Raw genomic sequence first — 26,693 nt, forward strand, 5'->3', positions numbered from 1 at the left:
GGATCCCCCTCCCGGACCGCCGGGGCGCGGAACGACGCGGCTTGAATCCGACCCTGTCCCAACCCGGGCGGACGGGAGGCCCGTTCCGTCAGCGCGCACCCTCCGTCAGCACGCGCCGTTCAGTGCGCATCCGCCGTTCGGTGCGAGCACCGCTCCTTCACGCCCCGCCCTCCGTTCACGCCGCACCCGAGGGTCACGCCCCACCCGCCGTTCGGTCCGCGCCCGCCGTTCGGTCCGCGCCTGCCGTTCGGTCCGCGCGCTCGGGCAGGGCCTCCTCGATCAGGTCCGCCGCCCGTCGCGTGCCGCCCTCCTTCGCCATCTCACGCCCGATCTCCCCGAGCCGCCGGGCCACTTCGGGGTCCGAGGCCAGGGCGAGCACCGCCTCGCGCAGGGCCTCGGGGGTGGCCGCTTCCGTGTCGAGACGGCGGGCCACGCCCAGCCCGACCAGCATGTCGGCGTTGCCGAACTGGTCGACGGCCTGCGGGACCGCGACCATCGGCGTGCCCGTCGCCAGCCCCTCCTGACTGCCGCCGGCGCCCGCGTGGGTGATGAACGCGTCGGCCTGCTTGAGGACGGCGAGCTGCGGCACCCAGCGGTGCACCTCCACATTGGCCGGCACGTCGCCCAACTCCGCCTCGTCGACGTACGCGCCGATCTGCAGGACGACATGCCAGCCCGGCAGCCCTCCGAAGGCTTCGACGCACGCCCGGTAGAAGGCGGGCTGCTTGGTGAAGGCCGAGCCGAGCGAGACCAGCAGCACCCGCTCCGCCCCGGCGGGCCGCTTCCACTCCCCCTGGTCCGCGCGGTCCCCCTGACAGGCACCGACGAAGGTGAACACGGACTCGTCGACGGACTCGGCCTTGTACTGGAGCGCCTTGGGGATCAGTACGAGGGAACGGGCGGGCCTGGCGATCAGCCGGTCCGGGTCGGTGTGGTCCATGTGGTGCTCGTCCAGCCACTCCTGGAACCTCGCGCTGTACGCCCGTCCGCGTTCGGAGGCGCCGAGTTCCGCGCTCATCGACTCGCCGACGTCCTTCTCGTACCCCTCCCAGGCGACCGCGTGCGTCGAGAACTGGAGGTACGGAACGCCCCAGCGGTGCGCGAGCAGGGGCGCCGGATAGGACGTGGTGTCGCCGAGGACCAGATCGGGGCGGTCGTCCTCGAACGCCTCGGCGAGCTGCGGCAGCGCCTGGATGGCGTCGTCGAGGAACGGCTCCAGATTGTCGATCAGTTCCGTGCCCCAGTCCTCGGGGTCGTCGTCGGGGCCGGGCAGTACGGAGGTGTAGATCACCGGTTCCGCGCCGGTGGCCGCGACCTTCTCGGCGAAGGAGGCGGGGATCGCGTAACTGACGCGGTGCCCGCGGGCGACCAGTTCCCGGATGACCTCCAGGCTCGGGTTCACATGCCCGTGGGCGGCGATGGAGAACATGGCGATATGGGCGCGCTTCGATGGGGTCATGGTCCGACCGTAAACGAGACGAGACGTCTCGTACAACTTATTAAGGGCCCAGAGGTGGTCCCGAGTCCGCGAATGCGAGACTTTGCCGGACGGGTGCGATCACGGAAGCAAGAGAGAGCCATCGATGGACGAGACGCGGGCGCGGGAGATCCTGGCCGCGACGGGGCTGCCGCGCGACGCGGAGCTGCTGGCCCTGGGCGAGAACGCGGTGTTCGCAACGGCCGGACTGGTCGTCAAGGTCGGCCGGGACGCGACGGACCACACCGAGCTGCTGGAGCGGGCGCGGCGCGAGGTCGCCCTCGCGTCCTGGCTCGCGGAGTGCGGGATTCCGGCCGTACGGGCGGCCGAGCCGGAGGCACGGTCGGTGGACGGTCATCCGGTCACCCTCTGGCACCGGCTGCCGGCCGCCGTACGGCCCGCCGGGCCCGGCGATCTGGCGTCCCTGCTGCGGCTGGTGCACGCGCTGCCCGCCCCGGACCCGTCGCTGTTCACGCTCCCCCGCCGGGAGTTGCTCGGTGGCGTCGAGCGCTGGCTGCGGATCGCCGGGGACGCGATCGACCCGGCCGACGCCGACTATCTGCGCGGCCGTCGCGACGGCTTCGCCGAGGCCGCCGCCACACTCGTCCCCCGGCTGCCGAGGGGGCCGATCCACGGCGATGCGCTGCCGCGCAACGTCCATGTCGGCCCGGACGGCCCCGTCCTGGTCGATCTGGAGACCTTCTCCTCGGACCTGCGGGAACACGATCTGGTGGTCATGGCGCTGTCCCGCGACCGGTACGGTCTGCCCGCCGAGGCGTACGACACCTTCACGGCGGTCTACGGCTGGGACGTACGCGAATGGGCGGGCTGCCCGGTTCTGCGCGGCGCCCGTGAGACGGCCAGCTGCGCCTGGGTGGCGCAGCACGCCCCGGTGAACCCCAAGGCCCTCGACGAGTTCCGCCGCCGGGTCGCCTCGCTGCGTGACGACGATCCCGAGGTCCGCTGGTACCCGTTCTGATCCGTGGCCCCGTTCCGCTCAGCCCCGCCGCGCCCTGGTGGAGCACATCCGACGCCCCGTCCGGCCTGCCGCGTCCTCGGCCTCCGTCCCGGTCCCGGCGGCCCCGGCCTCCGTCCCAGGCACCGTCAGGGCGTGACCCGTGACGAGGGCTCGGCCGCCGGCTCGCGCAGCGGCCAGACCCCGTCGATCACCGCGTCCGCGTTGCCCTTCTTCCGCAGGAACGCCTGGAAGTCGGCCGCCCACTCGGCGTACCAGCCGATCTGACGCTCATGCAGCAGAGCCGGGGTCAGCCCGGCCACCGAGGCATGCCGCTCCGCTATCGCCGTGGCCACCCGGACCGCCGCCAGCGCGTCCGCGCCCGCTTCGTGCGCGGCGTCCAGCACCACGCCGTACTCCGCGCAGACCGCCTCCAGCGTGCGCTTGCCGCGGCGGTAACGGTCGACGGCGCGGTCGATCGTATAGGGGTCGATCACCGGCCCGACCGGCTCCAGCGGCGGCAGTCCGTGCCGCCGCAACTCGGCGCTGAGCAGCGTCAGATCGAATGGTGCGTTGTACGCCACGACGGGCACCCCGCGCGTCCAGTAGTCACCGAGGACCCCGGCGATCTCCGCGGCCACCTCGGGCGCCGGACGCCCTTCCGCCGCGGCCCGTTCACTGCTGATGCCATGGACGGCGGACGCCTGGGCGGGGATCCGGATGCCCGGGTCGGCCAGCCAGGTCCGCTGCCGTATCACCTCGCCGCCCCGTACCTCGACGACCGCGGCCGTCACGATCCGTGCCTCCAGCGGCTCCGTGCCGGTGGTCTCCAGATCGAATCCGACCAGTGATTCCCCATGCCAAGTCATCGTGGCCCTCCCTCATGGTGCGGTGGTGCTTCCCCCGTTGGACATTCACCCTGCCACGCACCACTGACAGTGCCCCGGCACGGGCCCCGTTCCCGGCTCCGGCTCCCGGCTCCGACAGGCGGGGCCGACAGGTGCCGGCTCCGGCGGACGCTCGCGGCAGCCGGCTCAGGAGACCGGCCGTGAGTCGGTCCAGACCGACTCGAACTCCTCGCGGTAGGTCTGGAAGAGACCGTGCTCGGAGTCCTGCCCCGTACGCACCACCTCACGCCCGCCGCCCCGCAGCACCAGTACCGGCGCCTCCATGCCCCGGGCCCTGCGCAGATAGGACTGGACGACGGCCAGCCCGTCGGGGCCGTCCCCGTCGACGAGATACGCGGTGAAGCGCGGGGTCTCGTCGAAGACATGGATCTCGAACGCGCCCGGATCGCGCAGTTTGGAGCGCACCCGGCGCATATGAAGGATGTTCATCTCCACCGACCGGCTCAGCTCGCCCTTCTTGAGCCCCAGCTCGCGCTCCCTGCGCTTGACCGCGCTGCTCGCCGGGTTGAGGAAGACCAGCCGTATCCGGCAGCCCGACTCGGCGAGCCGGACCAGCCGCCGTCCCGAGAAGTTCTGTACGAGCAGGTTCAGCCCGATCCCGATGGCGTCGACACGCCGGGCGCCGCCGAAGAGATCCTCGGCGGGGATCTGCCGTTGCAGCCGCACCCGGTCGGGGTGGACGGAGACCACGTCCGCGTACCGGTCGCCGACCAGATCCTCCACCGCGTCGACCCGGAGCCGCACCGCCGAGGGCACCCCGCTGCCGCCGCCCAGGATCTCCAGGAGCCGGGCCGAGGCCCGCTCCGCCTGGGCCAGGACCGTCTCGGAGAGCGCGCGGTTGCGGGAGACGACGTTGCGCGCGACCTCCAGCTCGTCCAGCGCCAGCTCCACATCCCGGCGGTCGTCGAAGTAGGGCTCGAAGCAGGGCCAGTGCTGGACCATCAGCTCCCGCAGCTGCGGGAGGGTGAGAAAGCTCAGGACGTTGTCGTCGGCCGGGTCGAGCAGATACCCCTTGCGCCGCGACACCTCCCGTACGGCGACGGCGCGCTGCACCCACTCCTGCCCGGCGGGTCCCGCGGCGGCGACCACCCACTCCTCGCCGTGCACGGGCTCGTAGATGGGCCGCAGCACCGCGGCGACCACCGCGCGCAGCCGCTGTTCCACGAGATTCAGCCAGATATAGGCGCGTCCTGCCCGCTGCGCGCGCGTACGCACCTCACTCCACGCGTCCGCGCCCCACTCCAGTTCCGCCCCGATCTCCATCGGTCGCGCGAGGGAGACCGCTCCGGGCGGGATCTCGCCGGATTCCCCCGCATGACCTGCGTCACCAGGGGGCAACTCCAGCCCTCCCGAGCTCACCCGCGCACCGCCTTCTCTCCCCTTCAACGATCAAGGAAGGGTACTCCGCATCCCGGAGGCAGTGCAGCAGGATGCACAGGCTCCTTTCCCAACTCCCTTGATCGTGAGGCTTGTTCCCGGCGCCGAGATCGGCCGGAGTGAGGTGATTCATAGCGGTTGACCCCGATACGTTCCCGAGTCCGCAGGGACACCGGTAGTCGCGCGGGACGGCCGGGACCGTCGCGGCGAGCCCGGCGACGGTCCGTCACACGAGGTTGACGCCAGGGCCCCTCCCTTGGCGCCGTCCCCCGTATACCCGCTGGTGCCGTCCCCCGCACCCCCTGATGCCGTCCCCCGCACCCCTGATGCCGCCCCTCGCGCCGCCCCGGCCGGGAACCGGCAAGAAGAGGCAAGAACCCATCGGGTTCCTAGGTGGTTGCCCTTCTTTCGGGGAAGATCTGGCTCAAGAGCCCCGCAGCACCCGGATCAGAAATGGAAGAGTCTTATCTATGCAGGTCTGGCCGGGACAGACGTATCCCCTCGGCGCCACGTACGACGGCGCCGGCACCAACTTCGCGGTCTACTCAGAGGCCGCCAACCGAATCGAGTTGTGCCTGCTGCACGACGACGGTTCAGAAACGGCGGTGGAGCTGCGCGAGACGGACGCCTTCGTACGGCATGCCTATCTGCCGGGCATCATGCCAGGTCAGCGCTACGGCTTCCGGGTCCATGGCCCCTACGAGCCGGAGCGCGGACACCGCTGCAACTCCGCCAAGCTGCTTCTCGATCCGTACGCGCGTGCGATCAGCGGCAGTATCGACTGGGGCGAGTCGGTGTACGGCTACCACTTCGGCAAGCCGGACTCGCGCAATGACATGGACTCGGCCCCCCACACGATGTCCTCCGTCGTCGTCAACCCCTACTTCGACTGGGGCGACGACCGGCTGCCCCGTACGGACTATCACCGCACGGTGCTCTACGAGGCCCATGTCAAGGGCCTGACCATGCTCCATCCGGAGCTGCCCGAGGAGCTGCGCGGCACCTACGCCGGGCTCGCCCATCCGGCGGTGATCGAGCATCTGACGGAGCTGGGCGTGACCGCGCTGGAGCTGATGCCGGTCCACCAGTTCGTCAACGACCACCGGCTGGTCGACGCCGGCCTCGGCAATTACTGGGGCTACAACACCATCGGCTTCTTCGCCCCGCACAACGCGTACGCGTCCTGGGGCGACCGGGGCGAACAGGTCCTGGAGTTCAAACAGGCCGTACGGGCGCTGCACCGCGCCGGGATCGAGGTCATCCTCGACGTCGTCTACAACCACACGGCGGAGGGCAACCACCTCGGCCCGACGCTCTCCTTCCGGGGGCTCGACAACGCGCAGTACTACCGGCTCGCCGACAATCCCCGCTACTACACGGACACCACGGGGACCGGCAACTCCCTGCTGATGCGCAGCCCGCACGTACTCCAGCTGATCATGGACTCGCTGCGGTACTGGGTGACCGAGATGCACGTCGACGGCTTCCGCTTCGACCTCGCGGCGACGCTGGCCCGTCAGTTCCACGAGGTGGACCGGCTCTCGTCGTTCTTCGACCTCGTCCAGCAGGACCCGGTGGTCAGTCAGGTGAAGCTGATCGCCGAGCCGTGGGACGTGGGCGAGGGCGGCTACCAGGTGGGGAACTTCCCGCCGCTGTGGACGGAGTGGAACGGCAAGTACCGCGACACCGTACGGGACCTGTGGCGGGGTGAGCCCAGGACGCTGGCGGAGTTCGCGTCGCGGCTGACCGGCTCGTCCGATCTCTACCAGGACGACGGGCGCCGGCCGCTCGCCTCCATCAACTTCACCACCTGTCACGACGGTTTCACGCTGCACGATCTCGTCTCGTACAACGAGAAGCACAACGAGGCCAACGGCGAGTCCAACCGGGACGGCGAGAGCCACAACCGCTCCTGGAACTGCGGGGCGGAGGGCGACACCGACGACCCGGAGATCCTGGAGCTGCGCAACCGCCAGATGCGGAACTTCATCGCGACGCTGATGCTCTCGCAGGGCGTCCCGATGCTCAGCCACGGCGACGAGTTCGCCCGTACGCAGGGCGGCAACAACAACGCGTACTGCCAGGACAACGAGGTCTCCTGGGTCCGCTGGCCGGAGAAGGGCGCGGAGACCGACACCACCATGCTGGAGTTCACCCAGGCGATGGTGTGGCTGCGGCGCGACCATCCGGTGTTCCGGCGGCGGCGCTTCTTCCACGGGCGTCCGGTGGAGGGCACGCACGACGATCTGTCGGACATCTCGTGGTTCACGCCGGAGGGCGAGGAGATGACCCAGCAGGACTGGCAGGCCGCGCACGCCAAGGCCATGACGGTCTTTCTGAACGGTGGCGCGATCTCCGAGCCGGGGCCGCGCGGTGAGCGGATCTCGGACGACTCGTTCCTGCTGATGTTCAACGCGAGCGCCGAGGAACTGGAGTTCGTGGTGCCGGTGAACCACGGCGAGCAGTGGAAGATCATGGTGGACACGGCCCGGCCGGAGGGAGTGACTCCGGGGCAGGGCGAGAAGGTCGACGGCGGTGAGCGGTTCACGATGATCGGCCGCAGCATGGCGGTGCTGATGCGGCCGGCCTAGGGCGTGTCTTCCACGTCCCGTCCGGTCCGTACGGAGGGGCGGCGCGCAGGGCCCGGAGGCCCGGTCGCCGCGCCGCCCCTCCCCCGCCCCCCGGGGCGGACCCCCGGGCGGGGATCTCGTACGGTTCCCGCATGACACAGACAGCGCGAAGCGGGGTACGTACGATCGTATGACTCCCACCGCGACCTATCGGCTCCAGCTCCAGCCGGACTTCCCGTTCACGTCCGCCGCCAGGGCCGTCCCCTATCTCGCCGCGCTCGGGGTCTCGCATCTGCATCTGTCGCCCGTCCTGGAGGCCGTACCGGGCTCGACGCACGGCTATGACGTGGTCGACCACTCCGCCGTACGGGCCGAGCTGGGCGGCGAGGAAGGGCTGCGGCGGCTGTCCGACCGGGCCCGTGAGCACGGCCTCGGGATCATCCTCGACATCGTGCCCAACCACATGGCCGCCGCGCCCCGGCACAACAAGGCGCTCTGGGAGGTGCTGCGCGAGGGCCGCGACTCGCCGTACGCCCGCTGGTTCGACATCGACTGGGCGGCGGGCGACGGCAAGCTGCTGCTGCCGGTGCTGGCCGGGCCGATCGGGGAGGAGCTGGACTCGGGCGGACTGAGCGTCGAGGACGGGGTGCTGCACCACGGCGACCAGCGCTTCCCGCTCGCGCCCGGCACCGAGCACCTGGGGCTGCCCGAGCTGCTCGACGCCCAGCACTACCGGCTCGCCTGGTGGCGGCTGGCCCGTACCGAGCTGAACTACCGCCGGTTCTTCACCATCTCCGAGCTGATCGGGCTCCGGGTGGAGGACCCGGAGGTGTTCGCCGCCACCCACGCCAAGATCATCGAGCTGGTACGGGACGGAGTCGTCCAGGGGCTGCGCGTCGACCACCCGGACGGACTCGCCGACCCGGAGGAGTATCTGCGCCGGCTGCACGAGGCGACGGCCGGGCAGTGCTGGACGGTCGTGGAGAAGATCCTCGCCGACGACGAGGTGCTTCCGGCCGGATGGCCGGTCGCCGGCACCACCGGCTATGACGCGCTGCGCCATATCGACGGGGTGTTCACGGACCCGGTGGGCGCCGAGGCGCTGGAGATGCGCTACCGCGAGGTCGCCGCGCCCGTCGGGGACCGCGGCGGTTACTGGGAGGGGACGGTGCGCCGGGCCGCGTACAAGGTCGTCTTCCATGAACTGGCCGCCGAGATCTCCACTCTGGTCCGGACGGCACAGCGCGTCTGCGCCGCCGACCCCGCGCTGCGCGACCACGCGCCCTGGGCGCTGCGCACCGCGATCCGGGAGCTGCTGGTACGGGTCCCCGTCTACCGCCCCTATACGACGGCGGGCGGCCCCTGCCCCGAGGCGGCCGAGGCGGCGGTCTCGGCGGAGGCGGCGCGGCAGGCGAAGACCGTGTTCCCGGTGGAGCGCGAGGCGACGGCCGTGGACGTGGTGCGGGAGCTGGCCCTCGGCAGGCTCGGTACGGGCCCGGACCATACGAGCTTCTGCGCGCGCTTCGCCCAGACCGCGTCCGCGCTGCGCGCCAAGTCGGTGGAGGACACGGCGTTCTACCGCTATGTGCCGCTGCTCTCCGCGAACGAGGTGGGCGGCGATCCCGGCCGTCCCGCGGTGACCCCGGAGCGGTTCCACGCGTACTGCGCCCGGCTGGCGCGCGACTGGCCGGCCACCGGCACCGTACTGACCACGCACGACACCAAGCGCAGCGCGGATGTCCGGGCCGGGATCGCCGTCCTGTCCGAGTGCCCCGAGCGCTGGTACGAGCTGCTGGAGCAGGTGGCGGAGGCCGTGCCCGCGCCGCCGCCGGATCCTCAGGTGGCCTGGCAGGCCTGGCAGACGGCGGTGGGCTTCACCCCGGCGGACGACGGCATTCTCCCGGAGGGCTCGCGGATGGTGCCCGCGCTGCTGAAGTCCGTACGGGAAGCCGGGCTGCACACCAGCTGGACGGAGGCGGAGCCGCTGTACGAGCAGGCGGTGGCCGCGTTCGTGGAGGCCGGTCCCGCCGGTCCCGCGCGGCGTGCGGTCGCGGCTCTCAGCCGCTCGCTGGCGCCGTACGCGCGGGCCTCCGCGCTGGGCGCGGCACTGGTACAGCTGACCATGCCGGGGGTGCCCGACCTCTACCAGGGCACGGAGCGCGCGTACTTCGCGCTGGTGGACCCGGACAACAGGCGCCCGTTCAGGACCGGACCGCCGGACGACAAGACGGTGATCACTACGGCGGCGCTCCGGCTGCGCGCTGAACGGCCCGAGCTGTTCGGCGAGTCGGGGACGTACGCCCCGCTGCCGGCGGCCGGTCCCGCCTCGTCGCACTGTCTGGCCTTCGTCAGGTCGGGGCGCGTGATCACCGTGACGACCCGGCTGCCGTACGGACTGGAGCGCTCGGGAGGGTGGCGCTCGACCGAACTGGCGCTGCCGCCCGGCCGCTGGCGCGATGTGCTGACGGGGCGTGAGGTGTCGGGCGCGCCCCGGCTCTCGGAGCTGCTCGACCAGTTTCCGGTGGCGCTGCTGACGAGCGACTGACGGGGCCGGCCGACGAACCGGCCGACGAACCGGCGGACGGGCCGACGGACCGGCGGACACTGCCGGACGGACCGGCGGACGGACCGGCCGGCCACCGTCCCGGCGGGCCGGACGGACCGCACTCGAAGCCTTTCGCACACGAAGCGTTTACAGAGTGGGCGGGCCGCGCTACGTTCCGAAATGGGAGCGCTCCCATTCTCCATCCACTTGTCATGATCACGACGAAGGGACTCGCGTGATGAAGCACCCCCCACGACGGCCGCGGTGGCTGTCGCATCCCCGGAGAGCCGTCCTCCTCGCCCTGCTCGCCGTACTCCCCGCCCTGCTGCTGGTCGTCGGCACCAGCGGGACCTCGTCCGCCCACGGCACCCCCATGCAGCCGGCCAGCCGTACGTTCATGTGCTGGAAGGACGGCCTGAGCAGCACCGGTGAGATCAAACCCATCAACCCGGCCTGCAAGGCGGCCGTCGCCGCGGGCGGCACGACCCCGCTCTACAACTGGTTCTCCGTGCTGCGCTCCGACGGCGCGGGCCGGACCCAGGGCTTCATACCCGACGGGCAGTTGTGCAGCGGCGGCAACACCACGTTCACCGGCTTCGACCTGGCCAGGAACGACTGGCCGCTGACCCATCTGACCTCGGGCGCGTCGCTCGACTTCTCGTACAACGCCTGGGCGGCGCACCCCGGTTGGTTCCGTGTCTATGTCACCAAGGACGGGTTCGACCCCACCAAGACCTTCACCTGGGCCGACCTGGAGTCACAGCCCTTCCTGACCGTCGACCACCCGCAGGTCACCGGGCCCGTCGGGACGGTGGAGGGCGCCTACAAGTGGACCGGCGACCTGCCCGGCGGGAAGTCCGGCCGGCACATCATCTACATGGTGTGGGAGCGGTCGGACAGCAAGGAGACCTTCTACAGCTGCTCCGATGTGGTCTTCGACGGCGGCAAGGGCGAGGTGACCGGAGTCGGCGACCCCGGAAACCCGACCGACCCGACCGACCCGCCCACCGACCCCACGGCGACCTGCACCGCCACCCGCACGACCACCGGCACCTGGTCGGGCGGCTACCAGACGGAGGTCACGGTGAAGAACACCGGCGGCCACCCGATCCTCGGCTGGATGGTGGAGTTCACCCTGCCAGGCGGCCAGCGGGTCGACAGCCTCTGGAACGGCAACGCCACCTATGGCGGACAGGAGGTGATGGTCCATAACGCCGACTGGAACGGCTCGTTGGCGGCCGGTGCCTCCACCACCTTCAGTTACGTGGCCACGGGAGGCCCGCCGGACACCACTTCGGCATCACCCTGTTCCGTGCACTGACCCGTACGGTCGCGTGCACTGACCCATGCGGTCGCGGGCGCTGACCCGTACGGTCGCGTGCGCCGAACGCACGGTCGCGTGCACCGACCCGCGAACCGCCCGGCCCGCCGTTCCTCCACCCCACCCGGAACGGCGGGCCGGGCCCCGGCGTCTCCGCTTCCCCGTCAGTGTGAGGCGAGCCGGAAGCCCATCGTCCCGAAGCTCACCAGATCGCCGTCCCGCACCTCGGCCGTCGTGGTCACCCGCCGGCCGTTGACCGTCGTGCCGTTGGTCGAGCCGAGATCGCGCAGGATCCACCGCCCGCCCTGCATGCTCAGTTCGGCGTGCAGCCGCGAGACCGTGTCATGGCTGAGCCGCAGCCCGTTGACCGGATCGCGGCCTATCCGCAGCGGATACGGGCCGGGTTGGGGCAGCAGCAGCTTCGGCAGCCGCTCCGCCTGCCAGGCCCTGCGCAGCCGCTGCGAGAACGCGGACACCCGGCTCACCGTGCCGAACACCCGCCGGGACAACGGGCCTTCGGATTCCAGATCCGCGGTGAGCAGCTTCAGCTCATCGGCCCTGCGCGCCGCCAGCGCCAGATCCATCCGGCGCATGAAGGTGTCGTGCGACAGCTTGCCCTGCGCGGCGCCTTCCCGGAGTACCGCGAGGACACGGTCGCGCTCGGCGTCGGAGAGCCGCGCGGGATACGTGTGGAACTCGAAGGAGGACGTCACAGACGTGATTGTCCTTCCGACGCACCTGAGGTGTCCAGACGGTCAGGGGTTCCCGCCGCCCCGGCCTCGCCGCCGGACGCCCCCGCCCCTTTCGCCGCCGTCGCCGCGCCTCGCGCCGTCTCGCTTGTCACGATGGAATTTGTCACCGTGTGGCGGAGACGAGTGGACAGTGCCGACGACGAGGGGGAACCACCCGTGCGGTTCGAGGTGTGGGCGCCGCAGGCGCAGGACGGGATCGTGCTCCGGCTGGCGGACGCCGGAGACGACGGGGACGACCGGAACGGCGGGCACGACGCGGACAACCGGACCGGCACCACCGGAGAGAGCGGCCGGAGCGGCGGAGACGGCGTGGGCGACGCGGGCGCCGGACTGCCCATGGAGCGCGATCCGGAGCGGGCGGACTGGTGGACCGCCGAGGCGCCCGCCGCCGACGGTACGCGGTACGGCTTCGCGCTCGACGGCGGGCCCGTACTGCCCGATCCGCGCTCCCGCCGCCAGCCGGACGGCCCCGACGGCCTGAGCGCCGTCGTCGACCAGTCGGCGTACGCCTGGCACACGCCGTGGCAGGGCCGCGATCTGCCCGGCGCGGTCCTGTACGAGCTGCACATCGGCACGTTCACCCGCGAGGGAACCTTCGACGCGGCGGCCGAACGGCTCGCTCCGCTGGCCGAACTGGGGATCACCCATGTCGAGCTGATGCCGGTGTGCCCGTTCCCCGGGACCCACGGGTGGGGGTACGAGGGCGTCTCGCTGTGGGCGGTCCACGAGCCGTACGGCGGTCCCGCGGGGCTCAAGCGCTTCGTCGACACCGCGCACGGTCTCGGCCTGGGCGTGGTGCTCGATGTGGTGCACAACCATCTCGGCCCCTCCGGCAACCATCTGCCGCGCTTCGGCCCGTACTTCACCGACACCCACCACACCCCGTGGGGGGCCGCCGTCAATCTGGACGCCCCGGGCTCGGACGAGGTGCGCGCGTATCTGCTGGGCAGCGCCCTGGCCTGGCTGCGGGACTTCCGGCTCGACGGGCTGCGGCTCGACGCCGTGCACGCGCTCGCGGACCAGCGCGCGCTGACCTTCCTCGAAGAGCTGTCGACGGCCGTCGACGCGCTCTCCGCCGAGCTGGGGAGGCCGCTCTTCCTGATCGCGGAGTCCGACCTCGGCGACCCGCGCACCACCACCCCGCGCGCGGCGGGGGGCCTCGGGCTGCACGCCCAGTGGAACGACGACTTCCATCACGCGCTGCACGCGGCGCTCACCGGTGAATCCCAGGGCTACTACGCCGACTTCGCACGCGAGCCGCTCGCCGCGCTGGCCAAGACGCTCACCCGTGTCTTCTTCCACGACGGTACGTATTCGAGCTTCCGGGCCCGGACGCACGGCCGCCCCGTCGACCGTACGCGAACGCCCGCGCACCGTTTCCTCGGCTACGCGCAAACCCATGACCAGATCGGCAACCGCGCGCTCGGCGACCGGCTCGCCGCCACCCTCTCCCCCGGACTGCTCGCCTGCGCCGCCGCACTCGTCCTGACCGGGCCGCACACCCCGATGCTCTTCATGGGCGAGGAGTGGGGCGCGACCACCCCTTGGCAGTTCTTCACCGACCATCCCGACCCGGTGCTCGCCGAGGCCGTACGGACCGGCAGGCGCCGGGAGTTCGCGGCGCACGGGTGGGCGGCGGAGGACATCCCCGACCCGCAGGACCCGGCGACGCGGGAACGCTCGTGTCTGGACCGCTCCGAGGCCGGGAAGGAGCCGCACGCGCGCCTGCTGGCCTGGTACCGCGAGCTGATCGCCCTTCGGCACACCCACCCGGACCTCTCCGATCCGGATCTGGCGGCGGTCCGGGTGGCGTACGACGAGGAGGCGCGCTGGCTGGCGTACCGGCGGGGGGATCTGCGGGTCGCGGTCAATCTCTCCGGCGAACCCGCGGAGATCCCGCTGCTCGGCGACGCGGGCCGGGTCCTGGCATCCTGGCAGCCAACCGAACCACCGGGCGCGAACGGCGTACTGCGGCTGCCGCCGCAGTCGTGCGTGGTCCTGGCGGGCGGCTGACGCGGACCCGGCCGCCGCGCCGAATCGGCCGGGTCCGGATGACCGGTACACACCTCGGGGCCGGGTACGCGAAGACCGGCCCTGCCGCGTCCGCCGCCCCGCCCCCGGCGGCGGGCGCGTCGAGGGTGGCCTTCCCCCGGACGCGGCGGCCGAGCGGCGCCTACTCGACGATCGCCATCTCACGCGGGGTGTTGTTGAGGCGCCGGCCGCCGTCCTCCGTGACCGTGACGATGTCCTCGATCCGCACCCCGAAGCGCCCCGGCAGATAGACACCGGGCTCGACCGAGAAGCACATGCCGGGGACCATCGGACGCTCCTCGCCCTCGATCATGTACGGCGGCTCATGGGTGGTGACCCCGATGCCGTGGCCGGTGCGGTGGATGAAGTATTCGCCGTACCCGGCCGCGGAGATGACCGCGCGGGCCGCCCGGTCGACGTCCTGGCAGGCGGCTCCCGGCCGTACGGCTTCGAACCCGGCCTGCTGCGCCTCGCGTACGAGATCGTGGACACGCCGCTCCTCGGCGCCGGGCTCGCCGACATGGACGGTACGGGTGGTGTCGGAGCCGTAGCCGTACTTGAGCCCGCCGAAGTCGAGGACGACCATGTCGCCGTGGACGATGACGCGGTCATCGGCCTCATGGTGCGGATCGGCGCCGTTCGGGCCCGAGCCGACCACGGTGAAGTCGACCTGGGAATGGCCGTGTTCGAGGAGGAGCGCGGCGAGATCGGCGGCCACGTCCGTCTCCCTGCGCCCGGCGAAGCGGACCTTCAGGATCTCGCCGTACGCGGCGTCGGCCGCCGCGCCCGCCGCCGCGAGCCGGGTCAGCTCCCGGGCGTCCTTGACGGCGCGCAGCATCGGCAGCGCTTCGGTGAGCGCCACGTACGAGGTACCGGGCAGCGCCTGTTGCAGCGCGAGCAGATGCATCGCCCAGGCGTTGTCGCTGACGCCGAACCGCCCGGCGGGGTCGAGCAGCGGGGCCGTCACACCGTACGGATCCTCGCCGTCCGTCCAGTCGCGCAGGGTGAGCGCCGGAGCGCCGGGGGCCCGTGCCGCGTCCGGCGCCTCCAGCGTGGGCACCACGAGCACCGGGTCCTGGCCCGCCGCGACGACGAGCATCGTGAGCCGCTCGGTGTCGGCGGTCGGCCGGTACCCGGTGAGATACGTCAGATCCGGGCCCGGCGCGATCAGTACACCCGCCAGCCCTGCCTCGGCGGCGGACCCGGCCGCGCGGGCCATCCTGGCGCGGTAGTCGTCGGCGGTGAAGGGCGGGGGCGGGGCGGTGGTGGGCATAGGTGCTCCTTCTCGATCGCTCGCGGACCGGGAGGCCGTCCACGGCAGGAGGTCATCCACGGCCAGGAGGTCGGCCGGATATGTTCCCCGACCGGAGGTGTTACGTGACGGGACGGCGTCCCCGACTGGATGTCTTCCTCAGATGTCGTCCTGCGACTCCTGGCGGGCCAGCCGTTCCAGCAGCTCGTGGAAGTCGTCGCCGACGACGATCCGCAGCCCCTCGCCGTCCCTGGCACTCAGCTGCGTGAGCGTGCCGGCGCGCCACCAGTAGACATACGGGCTGACCGCCCCCGGCGCGTCCTCGTACCCGGAGGCGGCGAACGCGGTCATGGCGTTGAGGGTCGGGATGATGGAGGTGTCGTGGATGACATGGAAGGCGAGCTGGTGCCTGAAGGGCATCGCGACCAGCGCGCCCTCCGGCGGGACCGGCCGGCCGGTGACCTTCGGTACGACCGTGTCCAGGGCCAGCACCCGGCTGGCTGTGTAGAACGAGTCGCCGAGGAGCACCTCGAAGCGCATCCCGTCGGAGTCCTTGACGGTCTCGTGCCCCTCGATCGGCAGCTCCTGGAGATTGCTCAGGGCCCGGTCGCGGAGGTGCTGGAGCCGGCCGAGCGGCTCCAGGGCCTCGTCGGTGAGCATCATGACGCTCTCGGGGAGGTCGAGGGCGAGCACTTCGTACAGCCCGGGGGCGACGGAGCGCGCGTAGCCGAAGGTCTGCGGGTCGAGGCCGTCCTCACTGATCACCCGGGGGTAGAGCTGGGCCCGGATCTGCTCGGGCGGCAGGGTGTCGAGCGCGGACGGGGAGTCCATGGTGCGCAGCACCATTCCCGCGTGCCGCCGGGCCAGATCGCCCCAGACGCGGGGACCGCGCTCGTCGTGGTGGCAGACGGCGGCGAGATTGCCCAGCCCGAACTGGCGGCCGGCGCTGTCGGTCACCTGGTCCGCGTAGAGCGTGACCTCGAGGCCGTGCTCGGCGAAGGCCTCCCGGACCTGGCTGCGGAACAGCGCGGCCTCGTCGACCGAGAAGAAGGGGAACGCGAGGTCACGGGGCGTATCGCGGCTGTCGCGCTTCGGCCCTCGTCGGAACAGCCCCACACCATCGCCTCCTGCCCGGTCGTCCGGTGATCGCCCGTCCCGGTGATCGCCCAACCTCTGATGCTAGTCGGAGGGGGTGACAACATGGCGGGCCGCATCCCGCCATCCCTGCGCCCGCCCACTCTTGCTGGACACCGGTCATACGTATAACGTACGCCGTATGCCTTATATCGCCCTGGTCACCCTTGTCGTGGACGACTACGACAAGGCGCTCGCGTTCTATACGCGGGTGCTCGGCTTCGAGCTGATCGAGGACACCGAGCGGGACGACGGATCGCGCTGGGTCGTGGTCCGTCCGCGCGCCGTCGTCGGCGGCGGCCGGGACCGCTCGGACCGCTCGGACGGATCGGGCGGCCCGGCACGCTCCGTGGGCCTGCTGCTGGCGCGCGCCAAGGACGACGCCGAGCGCGCGAGCATCGGCGTGCAGACCGGCGGCCGGGTCGGCTTCTTCCTCCACACCGACGACTTCACCCGCGACCACGCGCGGATGCGGGCCGCCGGGGTCCGCTTCCTGGAGGAGCCGCGCCATGAGCCGTACGGCTCGGTCGCCGTCTTCGAGGACCTCTACGGCAACCGCTGGGACCTGCTCCAGCCCGCCTGAGCCCCAGGGCCGCTTCCCGCCCCGCGACCCGGCCGGTGGGGGCCTGACCGCTGGTGGTCCCCGGATGGATCGCCCCGGGAGCGATCGCCGGGCCCGGGACGGGGCCCTGCTCGGGCCGGCCATGCTCGCCGGGCGGGTCGGTACTCTCGGCTGAGGGACACCCGGACCCTGGAGGCGCTGGTGGGACTGCGGGAACGGATCGCGGCGGAACTCACGGCGACCACGCACGGCGGGGATCTCAAGCTGGAGCGGTACGCGGAACCGCCCGGTGATCCCGGACTCTTCGGGATCGCGCCGGGGAGCCCGGTGTGGCGGGTGCACGGGCATGCCACCGGGATGCTCACCGGCGGGTTCGCCGCGCTCATGCTCCAGTCGCTGCATCCGCTGGCCATGGCGGGCGTCGACCAGCACTCCGACTTCCGCGCCGATCCGGTCGGGCGGCTGAACGGAACCGTACGGTTCATCACCGCGACCACCTTCGGCTCCTCGGCCGCCGCCCGCGAGGTGATCGACCTCGTCCGGCGGATCCACACCCGGGTGCACGGCACCGCCCCCGACGGCAGGCCGTACCGCGCGGACGACCCCGACCTGCTCACCTGGGTGCACACCGCCGAGGTGAGCAGTTTCCTCGCCGGCCACCAGACCTACGCACCCCGGCCGCTCCGGCTGACCCCCGCCGAGTGCGACGCCTACTACCGCCTGACCGCACCCATGGCCGAGGCGCTGGGCGCGCGGAACGTACCGCGCACGTCTCTCGAAGCAGAGCACTACCTGGCCCGCCTCCGCCCCCAACTCCACGCCACTCCGGCCGCGTTGGACTCCGTACGGTTCCTCCGCCGGTTCGGACGCACACGACGGGAGCGGCTGGTCGTGGGCTCGCTCATGAACGCCTCGGTCGGACTCCTGCCCGACTGGGCCCGCACCGAACTCGGCATCCACCGCCCGGCCCCCGTCCGCACCGGCTGGGACCGGCCCCTGGCGACGGCCGTCGGACGCACCCTCCAGTGGGGGCTCGGGCCCTCCCGGATCCAGGCCGCCGCACGGGGGCGGCTGGCGGGAGCGCGGCAGGGATGACGTCATGCGCGGGGGGCGTGGTCAGCAGACGGGCGACAGGCAGCGGACCGTGTAGTACACGGAGCTGCTGACCGGCTCGTACCGCCGGTCCAGGGTGAACAGGCCCCCCGGGCACGACCCCGGTCCCGGCCTGTTCACCCTGCCGGGACCGGCCCCACCCGCGGCAGAACTCCCGCCTGCGCCGCGACGCCATGCGCCGCGGCGCCCGCCGTCCGGACGGATGGATGGATGGACTGGCTGACGGACGGACGGACGGATGAACCGACCGACGGACAGACAGACAGACAGACGAAGGGAGTCTGACGACAGGACCTAGGAAGGCGACTTGCGCAGCAGCCATAAGCCCAGTCCCGACCCCACCACTCCAAGCCCGGCCACGACGCTCAGCGCGATCTCCGTCCCGCCGTCGTCCACCAGGAAGTTCAAGTACACGTTGGCCAGCAGGCAAACGATGAGCACGATCCAGAGCAGGGCTTTCATGGGGATTCCTTCACCTTCCAGGACGCTTTCCTCAGCACGTTCACTCTGCCGTACCGGGCCCGCCCGCACAGGAGGGCAGTCCCCCGAACCGGGGGTTCAGCACACCCCCCGAACGCGGGTGTGATTCCCTGACTCCGCCCCTGCGGGAGCGGGGGTCTGTGCGCGCCGCCCCTCGCCGGACGGTACCTTCGTGCTGCCGAACTCGACGCCGCCCGAGCCGGGTTGACGGCCGGGGCACGCAAGGAACGAAGGGGGCCGGCGCATGAGCCTGGCGCAGCTGCACTACACCTCGGCCCCGCAGGGACCGGACGGACCGGGCGGACCCGATGGACCGGGCGGGCCGGGCGGGCCGGACGGGCCCGGCTCCCGGTTCACCGCGGTCACCCCGGGCATACCGGGGTCGCTGCTCAAGGAGGCCGAGCCGCTGCTCGGATACGAGTCGCCGCGCGATGCCCCCGCGCACCCCGGCGTCGCCGAACTCGCCGCGTTCCCGCAGGCGTTCAGCCACAGCCTGCTCTCCGACGGTACGCGTCTGCTCGCCCGCGCGGTGCGTACGGGCGCGAACGGCGGCGGCCCGGCCGGCTCCCACACCCACGCCGTGCTGCTGCCCGGGGACGCGGGACTGCCCGGCGGAGGGCTGCCCATCTCCGCCTGGAACTCATCGCGATGGGCCTCCGCCGCCCCGGCGGACGGGTCCCCCGCGCAGCTGGAGGCGCTTCCCCCGTCGGGCCTTCTCGGCCGGGAGGCGCTGGTCGGATTCGCCGCCTCGCGCGGCCCCTGGCTCCCCGGATTCCTGGCCAGTCTGCGCGAGCTGACCGACGAGGCCCCCGGGCGGCAGGACACGGAGCGGGCGGCGCAAATCGTCCTCGTGGAGCGGGACACCGCCGACGTGGCCCTGTGGATCGCGCTGGCGTGCGCCGTACTGCCGCGCGACCGCGCCGACCTGCTGACGTTCACCACCTATACGCGCCGGCCGCGCGACGCCCGGCAGCGGATCGTCGGCGTGCTGCCCGGGGACGCGCCGGAGCCGGACGGACGCGACCACGGCTGCCGGGTGCACGACTGCACCGCCCCCGCGCCCCCGGAGCACGCGCCGGCGCCGGACATCTGGGCCGGTGTCGCGGCGCGCGTCTGGCTGGGCCGGGCTCCCGAACTGTTCACGGAGGCGGCGGCGCTGCCGGGCGGGGTGTTCGCCCCCGGCGCGCTGGCCGTCGTGGCGCTCTGCGCGGACCTCGCGCCCGGTCCCGACGGCCGTACGGCTGCGGCCGAGTGGGCGCGGACGCACGCGCGGGCCCTGGGCGACGCCCGGCTGCGCCGGCTCGTCGAGGCGTTCCAGGCGGGCGCCGAGGACCGTACGGCGGCCGAATTCGCCGCGCTGACACGGCTGTTCACGGCGCTCCCCGATGATCTCGGGCAGCGTCTGGCCGCCGGGCTCGCTCCCGAACTGCGCGCGGGCGTCGCGGACCGCGGCCCCGGGACCGCCCGGCCGGTGGAGCTGCTGCGGGTCGCCGATGTGCTCGGGGTGGACTGTACGGATCTGCTGCCCGGTCTCGCCCAGCGGCTGGCCCGCTCCCTGCTCGCCGAACCGGAGGCCGACGGCACCCCGGATCTGCTCACCGTCCTGGAGGAGCATTTCGAGCTGCGTACCGCACTGCTCAGCGCCCTGGACGCGCTGGCCGCCGAGGATCCGCCCGCCGCCGTCCGGCTGCTCGGCCGTACCGCGCTGGTTCTGTCGGGGGTCCAGGCGCTGCCGCATCTGCGGATGTGTGCCGGCGCGCCCTGGGCACCGGCCGGCGGGGGCGGCGACGGACTCGCCGCGCTGCATGCCGCGCTGCGCGCCTGCGGCGTCTCGCCCTTCACCGATCCGCTGGTGCTGCGTACGGCCGTACAGCTGGTGTGGGAGGGCGGCGCGCCGGCCCCGGGCGAGGCGCGGCGGCTGCTGAGCGAGACGGGTTCGGACGCGCACCGCGCCGCGGGCACCTGGCGCACGCTGGTCCGGGCCGCACTCGACAGCCCCGCGGACCTCGCCACCGTCACCGGCATTACCACCGACACCGAGGACGCGGACGCCGCCGCGCTCGCCCACGATCTGCTGCGCTGCTTCCCCGACGAGCTGGAGCGCCGCGTACGGGGCGCCCTGCTGCTCCTGGAGTTCGCCGGCGAGATCGGCGCCGGCCGGGCCGGACCGCCGTGGACGGAACGGGTGCTGGCTCTGCGCGCCGAGGCCGAGCCGGTGGAACCGGCCGTCCTGGCCCGGGTGTTCGGAACCCTCACGCGCCGCCTCCTCTCCGAGGAGCGTCCTGAGGGTGAGCTGTACGCCCTGATCCACTGCGGCGAGCCCCAGCTGCTCACCGCGTACACGACGGCCGCCCAGGAGGAGCGGGTGCGCGACCGGCTCCGTACCGCCCCGGCCTACGCCGCCGACTGCTTCATCGCGTGGAGCTCCCTGCCCGGCGCGAACCGGGCGTGGGACGCGGCGCGTACCTCACTGCTCGACAAGGTGCTGCGGCCGGCCGTGCGCGCGCTCTCCGACGAGGACACCGCCTCCGTCGAGCGGAGCCTGGAGCGGGCGGGGCTCCACCGGGCGGAGGAGTTCAGGGCCTGGAACCGCCCGGGGGCCCTCAGCCGGCTGAGCCGCCGCTTCGGCGGCCTCGGACGAGCCCGCTAGACCCTGTCCGTGACGTGGCGGCCGTCCGGCCCGGGGGCGGCGGTTGTGCCGCCCTCGGTGCCCGTCCGGGTATCAGCGGCGGGACTCGATCGTCAGGTCCCCCGCGGTCACATTGCGGACGTGGTCACTGGCGAGCATGTCGTGCGGGAAACCGAGTCCCGTCGCACTGGCCTCGTCGAGGCGGGCCAGCTGGGCGGCGGTGAGGTCGACCTCCAGGGCGCCCAGATTGTCCATCAGCTGCGCGGGGGTGCGGGCGCCGATGATCGGTGCCGTCACGCCCGGCTTCCGCAGGGTCCAGGCCAGCCCGACCTGAGCGGGTGTGCGGCCCAGCTCCGTGGCGACCTCCTTCACGACATCGGCGATGGCGAGATTGCGTTCGGTGACCGTGCCCAGGGCGAAGTTGAAGCTCTTGCGGGTGCCGTCGTCGGAGGCGACGTTCGTCGCGATCAGGTCGTCGCGGCTGTACTTGCCCGTGAGCACCCCGCCGGCCAGGGGTGAATACGGGATCACCCCCAGCCCCATCTCGCGCGCCATGGGGATCAGGTCGCGTTCCCCGGTGCGCTCGATCAGGCTGTATTCGATCTGCGACGCGACCAGCGGCGACCAGCCGCGCAGGTCGGCGATCGTCTGCATGCGCGACACCTGCCAGGCCGGGGCGTTGCAGATCGCCACGTACAAGATCTTGCCCTGCCGGACCAGATCGTCCATGCCGCGCAGAATCTCCTCGACCGGTGTCGTGAAATCCCACACGTGCAGGTAGAGCAGATCGATGTAGTCCGTGTCGAGCTGTCGCAGACTCGCTTCCACCGAAGTGAACAGGCTCTTGCGGTGGCTGCCCCCGGAATTCGGGTCGCCGGGCCGGCGCAGCGTCGTGTATTTCGTTGCCAGCACCAGGCTTTCGCGCCGGCCGCGGGTGAATTCGCCCAGCAGCCGCTCGGAGCTGCCATTGGTGTAGGTGTTGGCGGTGTCGATGAAGTTGCCGCCTCGCTCCACGTAGAGGTCGAACAGCTCGCGCGCCTCGTCCCGCTCGGCTCCCCAGCCCCAGTCGGTGCCGAAGGTGGCCGCGCCCAGCGCCATCGGTGAGACCCGCAGCCCGGAGCGGCCCAGCAGCCGGTAGGTGTCGAGGGTGAGGGACATCATGTCCTCCTGTGCTCGTGATCCGTTGTCGAGAACAAGGCTGTGACCGCCGCGGTCCATGGGTAAGGGAAAGAGCTTCCTGGGAACGCCAGTCCTACCCTGGCTGTTGGAACGCACATGACGACCCACACCGTGGACACCACACAGGAGCTGGCCGCGTTCCTGCGGACCCGGCGCGAGCGGCTGGACCCGCGCGATCTCGGTCTGCCGTCGCGTCGGCAGGCCCGGCGGACCCCGGGACTGCGCCGCGAGGAGGTCGCCGAACTGGCCGGGGTCAGCGTCGACTACGTCGTGCGGCTGGAGCAGGGGCGCGGACTGCGGCCCTCGGCGGACGTGGTGGAGGCGCTGGCCGGAGCGCTACGCCTGTCCCCCGTCGAACGCGCCTACCTCTTCGACCTGGCCCAGCAGCGCCCCCGCAACGCCGGCACGCCCGCCACCACCGCGGCGCCGCCGCTGGCCCGGCTGGTCACCGATCTGTCGCCGCTGCCCGCCATGCTGATGAACCACCGGTACGACATCCTGGCCTGGAACCACGAGATGACGAGGCTGCTCCTGGATTTCGGCACCCTGCCCCCGGCGCAGCGCAATTCGATGTGGCTGTGCCTGATGCATCCGGAGACACGCGAGTTCTACGTCGACCGGGAACACGTCGTACGGGAGGGGGTCGCTCACCTGCGTGCCGCGTGGGCCGCGCATCCGGAGGACCGGGCGTTGACCGACCTCGTCGCCGCATTCATCACTCATGACGAGGAATTCGCGCGGTTGTGGGCCGAGCGGGACATCAAGGCCAACGGCCGCGGACACAAGGTGATGCGGCATCCCGACGTCGGTGTGATCGCGCTGCACTTCGAGGTGCTTGTGCCGCTTCAAGATCAAGATCACCGGCTGGTGATCTTCCGTGCCGCGGACGACGAGAGCCAGTCGGCACTGGACCGGTTGTGCGCACGGTGACCCGGACAGCCTCGCGTGCGGACGGCGGCCTCGGACGGCCCCGGCCCGGCAGGGCCTGACGGAGCCGTCCACGCCGTGCCTCGGACGCGTCAGCTCTCGTCCGGGGCCAGCCGCAGCGAGATGCTGTTGATGCAGTACCGCTGGTCCGTCGGGGTCGGATACCCCTCGCCCTCGAAGACATGGCCGAGGTGCGAGCCGCAGCGTGCGCAGCGGACCTCGACCCGGACCATGCCGTGGGAGCGGTCCTCGATCAGCTCGACCGCGTCCGTGTCCTTCGGGTCGTAGAAGGACGGCCAGCCGCAGTGCGACTCGAACTTCGTGTCGGACCGGAAGAGATCGGCGCCGCACGCGCGGCAGGAGTAGACGCCGGTCGTCTTGGTGTCCGTGTATTCGCCGGTGAAGGCGGGCTCGGTGCCGGCCTTGCGGAGCACCTGGTACTCCGCGTCGGTCAGCTCCGCGCGCCACTGCTCGTCCGGCTTGTCGATGTCGTACGGCATGCGCTCTCTCCTCAGTCGGTCGGGAGGGCCCGGCCCGTCCGGCGGGCTAGTCCCCCAGGCGGGTCAGGATGTCAGGACCGAGGTCCGTGACATCGCCCGCGCCCATGGTGAGAACGAGATCACCGGGGCGCGCCATTCCCGCGACCGCCTCCGGGACGGCTCCCTTGTCGTGGACGGCCGTGACGTCGGCGCCCGCCTTCTCGGCCGCGTCGATGATCAGGGCGCTGGTGACACCGGGCAGCGGGTCCTCGCGGGCCGGGTAGATGTCCAGCACCAGCGAGGCGTCGGCGAGGGCCAGGGCCTGGCCCATCTCCGTGGCCAGCTCCTGCGTACGGGAGAACAGATGCGGCTGGAACACCACCAGCAGGCGGGAGCCGGGAGCCGCGGCGGCCCGCATCGCCTCCAGGTCGGCGGTCATCTCGGTGGGGTGGTGCGCGTACGAGTCGATCACCTGCACGCCCGCTGCCTCGCCCTTGAGCTGGAGCCGGCGCTTGACCCCGGTGTACGCGCCGAGGGCCGAGGCCAGGTTGTGCGCCGGAATACCGAGGGCGATCCCGGCGGCGAGGGCGGCGACCGCGTTGTGCGCGTAGTGCCGGCCGGGGACCGAGACGGTGAAGGTCAGGAAGCGGCCGTCGAGCAGGACGGTGACCTCGCTGGTCAGACCGCGCGCGGTGACCTTGTGGACGCGTACGTCGGCGCCCTCGGCCTCCCCGTAGGTGACGACCTTGAACGTGCCGGAACCCCGGACCCGGGAGGCCAGCTCGACGGCGCCCGGCTGGTCGGCGGCGATCACCAGCGTGCCACCGGGGACGATCTTGCCGGTGAACGCCTCGAACGACTCGTAGATCTCGTCCATCGACGCGTAGTTCGCGTGGTGGTCCAGCTCGACATTGAGGACGATCGCGACCTCGGGGTCGTACTTCTGGAAGCTGCGGTCGCTCTCGTCCGCCTCGGCGACGAAGATCCCGCCCTCGCCGTGCCGGGCGTTCGTACCGGGCCCCGCGAGGTCGCCGCCGATGGCGTACGACGGGTCGAGGCCCAGTTCCGTGAGGGCGACGGCCAGCATGGAGGTCGTGGTGGTCTTGCCGTGGGTGCCCGCGACGGCGATCGCGCGCAGCCCGCCCATCAGCGAGGCCAGCGCGTCGGAGCGGTGCACGACGGGTACGGAGAGCTCGGCGGCCCGTGCCAGCTCGGGGTTGTCGGCCCGGATCGCGCTGGAGACGACCACGCACGAGGCGTCGTCCGCGAGGTGCTCCGCGGCATGGCCGATATGCACGGTGGCCCCCAGCGCCCGCAGCGACTCGGCGGTCTCCGACTCCTTCGCGTCACTGCCCGCGACCTTGGCGCCGCGCTGGGCGAGGATCTTGGCGATACCCGACATTCCGGCGCCGCCGATACCGATGAAGTGCGGCCGTTCCATGGCGGCGGGGATACCGGGTGCCGGTGCCATACGTTTTCTCTCCCAAGGTGCGGGCGGGGTACAGCGTGCGGCGTGCAGCTGTAGGGCCCCCAGCCTATTCGCTGTGCGCGAAGAGTTTGAGCACCGGTACGCCGACCTTGTGGCGCGCCCGCGACGCCCAGTCCCGGTGGAAGAACTCCTCCACGTAGTGCGGCTCGGTGAGCACGATCACCTCATCGGCCCCGGACTCGTCCACGACCTCCTTGAGCCGGTCGAGCGGATGTTCCTCCACGACCTGGCCGGCGGCGGCGGATCCCTGGGCGCGCAGCGCCGCCAGTGAGTGTTCGAGAGCGAGTTCGGCCGGCCGTCTGGCTTCCTTGCCCGCCAGCACCTCGTCCTCCCTGGTCGCGTCCCGCAGTTCGCCGATCGCGATGTCGTCGATGGCGCGCAGCAGCAGATCCGCCTGGTCGCCACGCGGCTGCATGAGCACCACGAACGAGATCTCCTCGTCGCCGTGGAGGGTGGTGACGAACTCCACGTCCTCCCGCGACAGGGGCTTCTCGATCATCAATACGCTTGTGAACACGACAGGCGCCCTTCTTCTTCCAGGGCCGTGCGGCCCACTGCTGAAACCATCCTTCCCCGTGCCCGCACGGGGTCTGTGCAGTAAGTCTGCCCAGCGGGGGCTAACCGGAACGACAAATTCCGCTGATTGTCAGACACGCGGACCCCGGGTGGATCAGGCGCGCCGGTACCGGCTGAAGAGGAATCCGTCCTGCTCCAGCAGCGACGCCAGCGCGAACCGTTCGGGCACGGCGGGAGCCGGCCCGCCCGCGATGCGCTGCGCGTACCCCGAAGTGAGCATCGGAGACACGGTCAAGCAGAGTTCGTCCAGCATCCCCGTGGCCACGAACTGTCCGAGGAGCCGCGGTCCGCCCTCGGTGAGCAGCCGGAACAGTCCGCGATCCGCCAGGGCGCGCACGACCCGCTCCGGGTCGGCTCCCGGGCCGTCCCCGGCGATCACCACCTCCACGCCGGCCTTCTCCGCGGCGAGGATCCGCTCCTGAGGCGCCGCGGCGCCGGTCAGGACGAGCGTCGGGACGAGGGGGGCGGCGAACAGCGGCAGCGTGAAGTCCAGCTCCAGACTCGCGCTGACCACGGCGATCACCGGCGCGGGCGCCTGACCGGCCGCCGCCCGGCGCGCGGCGAAGGCCGCACGGGCGCGAGCGGGCCTGTACCCCTCAAGGCGAACCGTTTCCGCACCCACCACCACCGCGTCGGCGAGCGCCCGGAGGGTGCCGAAGACACGCATGTCGGCGGGTGAGGAGATGGACTGCGAACGGCCTTCGTGGTGGGCGGCGCCGTCCAGCGTGGACACCATGTTGGCGCGCAGCCAGGGCCGCGCGCCGCCATCCGCGCCCGCGGTGCGGGGGTACGCGTAGGCGTCGGCCAGCTCGTCGAGCGTCCAGTCATGGTCCGCGCCGGGATCCGCCCCGGAACCAGCCCCCGAATCCGCTCCGGAACCGGCTCCGGAACCAGCGGCGGAGTGTGTCTGATCGGTCACAGGGAACAGGCGTCGCAT

At 72.0% G+C, this 26,693-nt stretch carries 21 protein-coding genes; 9 read left to right on the forward strand and 12 right to left on the reverse strand.

The features are described from left to right. Nucleotides 1–193: 193 nt before the first annotated feature. Nucleotides 194–1,459, reverse strand: a complete 1,266-nt coding sequence (mgt, locus tag ACIOGX_RS16650) for a macrolide-inactivating glycosyltransferase (protein ID WP_401913853.1) — start codon at nt 1,457–1,459, stop codon at nt 194–196. A 124-nt stretch (nt 1,460–1,583) separates the two neighbouring features. Between mgt and ACIOGX_RS16655 the strand changes: the two genes are divergently transcribed. Further along, nucleotides 1,584–2,456 (forward strand): phosphotransferase enzyme family protein, encoded by an 873-nt coding sequence (locus ACIOGX_RS16655; protein ID WP_401913856.1) that lies wholly within the window; start codon nt 1,584–1,586, stop codon nt 2,454–2,456. 125 nt (nt 2,457–2,581) lie between these two features. On the opposite strand, the gene ACIOGX_RS16660 is transcribed toward ACIOGX_RS16655, so the two are convergent. Both ACIOGX_RS16660 and ACIOGX_RS16665 read right to left on the reverse strand, forming a co-directional pair. Beyond that, on the reverse strand, nt 2,582–3,301 hold the full coding sequence (locus tag ACIOGX_RS16660; RefSeq protein WP_356510440.1) for a 3'-5' exonuclease: 720 nt from the start codon (nt 3,299–3,301) through the stop codon (nt 2,582–2,584). A gap of 165 nt (nt 3,302–3,466) precedes the next feature. Further along, nucleotides 3,467–4,699, reverse strand: a complete 1,233-nt coding sequence (locus ACIOGX_RS16665; protein WP_129768875.1) for an SAV2148 family HEPN domain-containing protein — start codon at nt 4,697–4,699, stop codon at nt 3,467–3,469. 488 nt (nt 4,700–5,187) lie between these two features. Between ACIOGX_RS16665 and glgX the strand changes: the two genes are divergently transcribed. The 3 genes from glgX (at nt 5,188) to ACIOGX_RS16680 (ending at nt 11,153) form a co-directional block, all read left to right on the forward strand. Continuing rightward, nucleotides 5,188–7,308 carry a glycogen debranching protein GlgX gene (gene glgX, locus ACIOGX_RS16670; RefSeq protein WP_356510442.1) on the forward strand — a complete coding sequence of 707 codons (2,121 nt, stop codon included), beginning with the start codon at nt 5,188–5,190 and terminating at the stop codon, nt 7,306–7,308. Nucleotides 7,309–7,477: 169 nt separating this feature from the next. Continuing rightward, nucleotides 7,478–9,832, forward strand: a complete 2,355-nt coding sequence (treY, locus tag ACIOGX_RS16675) for a malto-oligosyltrehalose synthase (protein WP_387014897.1) — start codon at nt 7,478–7,480, stop codon at nt 9,830–9,832. A 238-nt stretch (nt 9,833–10,070) separates the two neighbouring features. Then, complete coding sequence (locus ACIOGX_RS16680) at nt 10,071–11,153, forward strand: lytic polysaccharide monooxygenase (RefSeq protein ID WP_401914236.1); 1,083 nt, start codon at nt 10,071–10,073, stop codon at nt 11,151–11,153. A 164-nt stretch (nt 11,154–11,317) separates the two neighbouring features. On the opposite strand, the gene ACIOGX_RS16685 is transcribed toward ACIOGX_RS16680, so the two are convergent. Beyond that, nucleotides 11,318–11,866 carry a DUF1707 and FHA domain-containing protein gene (locus ACIOGX_RS16685; protein ID WP_356510446.1) on the reverse strand — a complete coding sequence of 183 codons (549 nt, stop codon included), beginning with the start codon at nt 11,864–11,866 and terminating at the stop codon, nt 11,318–11,320. A 195-nt stretch (nt 11,867–12,061) separates the two neighbouring features. Between ACIOGX_RS16685 and treZ the strand changes: the two genes are divergently transcribed. Beyond that, the gene (treZ, locus tag ACIOGX_RS16690) at nt 12,062–13,918 is read left to right on the forward strand and encodes a malto-oligosyltrehalose trehalohydrolase (protein WP_401914238.1); all 1,857 of its coding nucleotides are present in this window, start codon (nt 12,062–12,064) and stop codon (nt 13,916–13,918) included. 160 nt (nt 13,919–14,078) lie between these two features. Here treZ and ACIOGX_RS16695 read toward each other — a convergent pair whose 3' ends face one another. Both ACIOGX_RS16695 and ACIOGX_RS16700 read right to left on the reverse strand, forming a co-directional pair. After that, nucleotides 14,079–15,209 (reverse strand): aminopeptidase P family protein, encoded by a 1,131-nt coding sequence (locus ACIOGX_RS16695; protein WP_356510448.1) that lies wholly within the window; start codon nt 15,207–15,209, stop codon nt 14,079–14,081. A 138-nt stretch (nt 15,210–15,347) separates the two neighbouring features. Continuing rightward, nucleotides 15,348–16,304, reverse strand: coding sequence for a hypothetical protein (locus ACIOGX_RS16700; protein WP_356510450.1), 957 nt, complete (start codon nt 16,302–16,304; stop codon nt 15,348–15,350). 160 nt (nt 16,305–16,464) lie between these two features. On the opposite strand from ACIOGX_RS16700, the gene ACIOGX_RS16705 reads away from it, so the two are divergent. Both ACIOGX_RS16705 and ACIOGX_RS16710 read left to right on the forward strand, forming a co-directional pair. Beyond that, nucleotides 16,465–16,905 carry a VOC family protein gene (locus ACIOGX_RS16705; RefSeq protein ID WP_401913862.1) on the forward strand — a complete coding sequence of 147 codons (441 nt, stop codon included), beginning with the start codon at nt 16,465–16,467 and terminating at the stop codon, nt 16,903–16,905. Between the two features lie 177 nt (nt 16,906–17,082). After that, complete coding sequence (locus tag ACIOGX_RS16710; protein ID WP_401914241.1) at nt 17,083–17,979, forward strand: oxygenase MpaB family protein; 897 nt, start codon at nt 17,083–17,085, stop codon at nt 17,977–17,979. A gap of 312 nt (nt 17,980–18,291) precedes the next feature. Here ACIOGX_RS16710 and ACIOGX_RS16715 read toward each other — a convergent pair whose 3' ends face one another. Beyond that, on the reverse strand, nt 18,292–18,459 hold the full coding sequence (locus ACIOGX_RS16715; RefSeq protein ID WP_165371888.1) for a hypothetical protein: 168 nt from the start codon (nt 18,457–18,459) through the stop codon (nt 18,292–18,294). 262 nt (nt 18,460–18,721) lie between these two features. Here ACIOGX_RS16715 and ACIOGX_RS16720 point away from each other — a divergent pair, with 262 nt between their 5' ends. After that, nucleotides 18,722–21,127: a GTPase-associated protein 1-related protein gene (locus ACIOGX_RS16720; protein WP_401913865.1), complete on the forward strand. Its 2,406-nt coding sequence runs from the start codon at nt 18,722–18,724 to the stop codon at nt 21,125–21,127. Nucleotides 21,128–21,199: 72 nt separating this feature from the next. Here ACIOGX_RS16720 and ACIOGX_RS16725 read toward each other — a convergent pair whose 3' ends face one another. Then, entirely contained in the window at nt 21,200–22,264 is a 1,065-nt protein-coding gene (locus tag ACIOGX_RS16725) for an aldo/keto reductase (protein WP_401914244.1), read from the reverse strand. Nucleotides 22,265–22,381: 117 nt separating this feature from the next. On the opposite strand from ACIOGX_RS16725, the gene ACIOGX_RS16730 reads away from it, so the two are divergent. Next, nucleotides 22,382–23,215, forward strand: coding sequence for a helix-turn-helix transcriptional regulator (locus ACIOGX_RS16730; RefSeq protein ID WP_356510458.1), 834 nt, complete (start codon nt 22,382–22,384; stop codon nt 23,213–23,215). A gap of 89 nt (nt 23,216–23,304) precedes the next feature. Here the strand turns inward: ACIOGX_RS16730 and msrB are convergent, their stop codons facing one another. From msrB to ACIOGX_RS16750, 4 genes are all read right to left on the reverse strand, one after another. Then, complete coding sequence (gene msrB / locus ACIOGX_RS16735) at nt 23,305–23,712, reverse strand: peptide-methionine (R)-S-oxide reductase MsrB (RefSeq protein ID WP_030350719.1); 408 nt, start codon at nt 23,710–23,712, stop codon at nt 23,305–23,307. Between the two features lie 46 nt (nt 23,713–23,758). Beyond that, complete coding sequence (gene murC / locus ACIOGX_RS16740; protein ID WP_383963233.1) at nt 23,759–25,162, reverse strand: UDP-N-acetylmuramate--L-alanine ligase; 1,404 nt, start codon at nt 25,160–25,162, stop codon at nt 23,759–23,761. 64 nt (nt 25,163–25,226) lie between these two features. Beyond that, nucleotides 25,227–25,697, reverse strand: a complete 471-nt coding sequence (locus tag ACIOGX_RS16745) for an indole-3-glycerol phosphate synthase (RefSeq protein WP_401913870.1) — start codon at nt 25,695–25,697, stop codon at nt 25,227–25,229. Between the two features lie 153 nt (nt 25,698–25,850). Then, entirely contained in the window at nt 25,851–26,693 is an 843-nt protein-coding gene (locus tag ACIOGX_RS16750) for a pyrimidine reductase family protein (protein ID WP_401913873.1), read from the reverse strand.

The sequence above is a fragment of the Streptomyces sp. NPDC088147 genome, assembly GCF_044741565.1.
Taxonomy (GTDB): domain Bacteria; phylum Actinomycetota; class Actinomycetes; order Streptomycetales; family Streptomycetaceae; genus Streptomyces.